The 1,192-nt window shown below is 55.9% G+C and carries 1 protein-coding gene; it reads left to right on the top strand.

Features of this window, described 5'->3' with window-relative positions; all coding sequences use genetic code 11:
* On the top strand, positions 1 to 1,192 hold a 1,192-nt coding region (tuf, locus tag ACE4YL_RS10590), incomplete at both ends, for an elongation factor Tu (RefSeq protein WP_461369627.1).

Here is a 1,192-nt window from a genome sequence, read left to right as displayed (position 1 = left end):
TGGCTAAGAAAAAGTATGAGCGGACCAAGCCCCACGTGAACATTGGGACCATTGGTCATGTGGACCATGGCAAGACCACGTTGACGGCGGCGATTACATCTTGTTTATCCAATGCGGGATTGGCGCAGAAGACTAGTTTTGAGCAGATTGACAAGGCTCCTGAGGAGAAGGAGCGGGGGATTACCATTGCCACGGCTCATGTGGAGTATGAGACTGATAATCGTCATTATGCGCATGTGGACTGTCCCGGTCACGCCGACTATGTTAAGAACATGATTACCGGTGCGGCTCAGATGGACGGGGCCATTTTGGTTGTTTCTGCGGCTGATGGTCCCATGCCGCAGACGCGGGAGCATATTTTGCTTTCGCGGCAGGTTAATGTTCCCTACATTGTTGTCTTTTTGAACAAGGCGGATATGGTAGACGATCCTGAGCTTTTGGAGCTGGTGGAGATGGAGGTGCGGGATCTTCTCTCCGAGTATGAGTTTCCGGGAGATGACACCCCCGTTGTGGTTGGCTCTGCTCTTAAGGCTTTGGAGTGCGGCTGTGGTTCGCGTGACTGCGAGTCCTGCAGCCCCATATGGCAGTTAATGGATGCGGTGGACAGCTATATTCCCGTTCCCGAGCGGGACAAGGATAAGCCTTTCTTGATGCCCATTGAGGATGTTTTTTCCATTACCGGCCGGGGCACGGTGGTGACGGGTCGTGTGGATCGCGGGACCATCAAGACCGGTGACGAGGTTGAGATTGTCGGTTTTTCGGATCGTTCGCGGAAGACGGTGGCTACCGGTGTGGAGATGTTCCACAAGATTTTGGACGAGGCGGAAGCCGGCGATAACATTGGAGTTCTTCTGCGGGGCATTGACCGTGATTCGGTGGAGCGGGGCCAGGTTTTGGCGAAGCCCGGGAGCATCCAGCCTCTGACCAAGTTCAAGGCCCAGGTTTATGTCTTGAAGAAAGAGGAGGGCGGGCGGCATACGCCTTTCTTCCAGGGCTACCGGCCCCAGTTTTATGTGCGCACCACCGATGTGACCGGCACCATCAGTCTGCCGGCCGGTGTAGAGATGGTCATGCCCGGTGATGATATCAATATGGACATTGAGCTGATTACCCCGGTGGCCATTGAGACGGGCCTGCGCTTCGCCATTCGCGAAGGGGGCCGCACCGTGGGCGCCGGCGTGGTCACCGAAGT

This window comes from Candidatus Darwinibacter acetoxidans (genome assembly GCF_041936445.1).
GTDB lineage: Bacteria > Bacillota > Limnochordia > Darwinibacteriales > Darwinibacteriaceae > DTU010.
The sequence above is the reverse complement of the archived record's forward strand: the minus strand, read 5'-3'. Positions and strand labels throughout refer to the sequence as shown.